Here is a 3,220-nt window from a genome sequence, read left to right as displayed (position 1 = left end):
ACGACTACATTAAGTCGCTGATATGAATGGGCCTCAACAGCTCGAACGAGTTTATGAACAAATAACCATTTTGCGTAAGTCGTTTTTCTTGTTAACATATTAAAATTTAATATAGTCTTAGGTCTTTTCATGACAAGTTTCAGTTCATCTTCTGTTTCTTCTATCACTCTCTCGATTGGGTCATTTATTTGAGCAATCATTCCGATCTCTAAATGATCTTTCAACTTGATCTTTGCTTTTTGAAAAAGAAAGAAATGTTGACCTTTTTCTTTCGTTACAGCAGCTTCTATTTGTTTTTCTAAGTACGATAGTCGTTTCTCTTCCAWATAGGTACTCCTTTATAAATTACAGATAGATTCATTAGTACAACTATTGCAAAAGTTAAAAAGTCATCTACAAATCTAGATGTATTTAAATAATGACAATTTTATCCCCGTTCGTTACACCATTTGTATGAAGTGAAGCATAGCCAGGTAATACCGTCCCTTTGTTTTCAATTCTGACCCAATTCCCTTCACGAGGTTGTTCTTTTATTTTTTCTATTTGCCATACGATATCAATGACCTTTTTCACAGAATAGTAGTCCGATAATCTCAAATCAAAGCTTTCCCCTGTATAATGTCTTAAGTCTATAGTTACCTGTATATAAATAAGTACCACCTCTAAACAGGAAAAAAAGCGCATAAACAAATAAAATTGTCAGCGCTCTTTTCCATCATTTCATTGTGCTAATTTAGTAAGTATTTAACCGCGAATTTGACTAGCAATCTGGCGGTCAGTATCTTCTAGAGTTTGAGCTGAATTAGCAAGTTGCATAGATACTTCATTTAATAGAGCTGMCATTCTATCAAAAGACGGGCGTAATTCTTGATATTGTTGAGCAAACGCTTGGCTAGATGCACCTTCCCATACATCTTGAAGATGACTACTCATACCATCAAGACGAGTAAGTAAATCATAAATATTACCACTCTCTGCATCGTACTGTCTAGCTACATCGCGCAGTTCGGCTGGTGTTAATCGAATTACATCTGACATTTCAACAACCCCTTTAAATTTAATATTGTCTCTTCTAGCTTACCAACTATTTTTTTACAGTCAACGCATCTCCACCTTTTAGTTGAAATTAATAGAAATTACCTATAAATCCACTTATATATTTTATCTCTCCTTTATAATTACAAGGAGAATATAACTAGCAAAATAAGACAAATAGTGACTAATTACTCATATTTAATTAGAATAGTTGTTAGTGTACTAACTTCTAGATACCCATAAAAATAAAAAAATATGCATAAAAACCAAATATTGTTTAATGTTTTTCCACTCAAAAAAACATACAAGGTCCCATTAGGTTCCTTGTATGTTTACTTATTTRACGAATTGTTAATGGAATGTCCTCATACTTTTCAGGATCAATTTCATAAACTGATTCATCAGCCACTCCTTCAATTATTCCGTAAAGGCCGTCTTCCACTGCCTTCACTAACTGCCCTCTCATTTTTTGCCCGAAACTTTGAGTTTGACCTCGAACTTCAAAGAGAACTGTTCCGCTTCCATTCAAGGCAAACGATCCTAATGCCGTTCCGGGTAGATCTAGCCCTTGTTGGTAGAGAGAGATATTTTTAAATGGTGAGTTGCCGATTTGCAAGGCATCATACACTGCAACATTCAGTTGTCGTGAGAAATCGTAATCATAATTTTCAGCATACGCATTATATTTTTCTCCAGCAGCAGTATTAGGATCTGGAACAAACTGACCCGAAATAGACATAGTCACATCATCATCGGTGCCCTCAACTGTCATAAATGGACCTTGGTGGTGTAAGTCGACAAAAACGTCAACCTTTCCAAATTGGTTTTGCAAATCTACATAAACATCTCTGATTGTTTGTGCTTCAGGTGTAATAAACCAACCAGGTAATGCCGAATCCCCTGGAAAATCTTCTGATGTGGGAATATATGATAGATCAGGGTTAAAATCTCTATTTACATCAAACCCTGGACGTTCAGCATAATTTGTTCCTTGAAGCGTGCGTGTATAGTAATTCCAAGCAGGAGCAGAAGCCTCACTAAGCTGCGGGAATGCTTCTACTACTTCACTCCAAGTCATATCATTTGCTCGTCGATCTAATTCTGCCGAATCTGGATTCACCTTAGGTAAGGCAACGATTGTCACTTCCTCACGAATTTGTTTAGCTTTCGGAGAATTACTTGAACCTAAAAACTGTAAAATATTTRGCAGTGCCTCAGTTCCTGTTTTTTCATTTCCATGAATTTCACTCTCAATTAAAATAACGCGATCACCTGTACCAACTGTTGCTTTGTAAATTTCCCGTCCTTGGTTCGAGTAACCTACAGCTTCAACTTCCACACGCCCCTGACTATTAGAAGCTATCTGATCTAAGCGTTTTGTCATTTGCTCATATGTCATGAAACCAGAGATAGATAAATTCTGTTGGTTTGGTACCGCCGGTCCGGTATTGTTTTGTGCAGCTTGTGCCGGTGACATGAGTAAACTTGCTGCTAAGAAACCTGTACCTAAAGTCATTACTAGTTTTTTCATCTACATAATTCCTCCCTTGTCTTTATAGTGCCTTTACGAAATTCTCTAAATAATTAGCTAAACCTTCTTAGATTGACTAATATTTAGAGAAGCGTAATAATGACCTATAAAATTGTTCGGATCGACAAAAAATACCAAACACTTTAGTAGCATGTTTTCTCAACAAAAAAAAACACTAGGATAAAAAACCTAATGTCTTTTTGTGGTCTAAATCTTATGTAGAGACTCTAGTGCTCAACAATTTCAAATTTAATAACCATATCCATATTCACATATTCGTTTTTATGATCAAACCACTTAGCAGATTGAATCTTTTCAATTTGTTGGTTTAATTCATARCCACTTTCTATTTCAAAGACAACACTTTCTCCTCCAGTAAAATAAAATGTAACAGTATAATTTTTCATACTTAATCCCTCCTATTATATCTATTCCCAATCGGAAAAGTCTTTAATCTTCCACATTGTAGAAGAATGTAAAAAAATCTATTAAGCTAGTTAAGGAGTTTTTAGATTTAGAAGAACATTAAAAAAAGCACCCTTCAGGATGCTTTAAATAACAACTGAAAGGTCCCCTCGACCGAAATAATCAAGTAGTTCTGGACCGTTATAGACTAGATTAACAATATCGGCAATTCGATATTGCTCTTCAGTA

At 35.2% G+C, this 3,220-nt stretch carries 5 protein-coding genes; all 5 read right to left on the bottom strand.

Annotation, left to right across the window (positions count from 1 at the left end):
• Window positions 1-224 (bottom strand): type VII secretion protein EssB/YukC (locus AB685_RS29070; protein ID WP_277814323.1); only part of this gene is annotated, 224 nt, incomplete at its 3' end.
• Window positions 225-411: 187 nt separating this feature from the next.
• Window positions 412-651, bottom strand: coding sequence for an EsaB/YukD family protein (locus AB685_RS29065; RefSeq protein WP_047974093.1), 240 nt, complete (start codon window positions 649-651; stop codon window positions 412-414).
• Between the two features lie 93 nt (window positions 652-744).
• Entirely contained in the window at window positions 745-1,038 is a 294-nt protein-coding gene (locus tag AB685_RS29060) for a WXG100 family type VII secretion target (RefSeq protein WP_047974091.1), read from the bottom strand.
• A gap of 289 nt (window positions 1,039-1,327) precedes the next feature.
• Window positions 1,328-2,566, bottom strand: coding sequence for a M14 family zinc carboxypeptidase (locus AB685_RS29055; RefSeq protein ID WP_047974090.1), 1,239 nt, complete (start codon window positions 2,564-2,566; stop codon window positions 1,328-1,330).
• A 227-nt stretch (window positions 2,567-2,793) separates the two neighbouring features.
• Window positions 2,794-2,973, bottom strand: coding sequence for a hypothetical protein (locus AB685_RS29050; protein ID WP_047974089.1), 180 nt, complete (start codon window positions 2,971-2,973; stop codon window positions 2,794-2,796).
• Window positions 2,974-3,220: the final 247 nt, after the last annotated feature.

The organism is Bacillus sp. LL01 (assembly GCF_001037965.1).
Note: the sequence above shows the minus strand (reverse complement) of the source record. Positions and strands in the feature narration are given on the sequence as shown.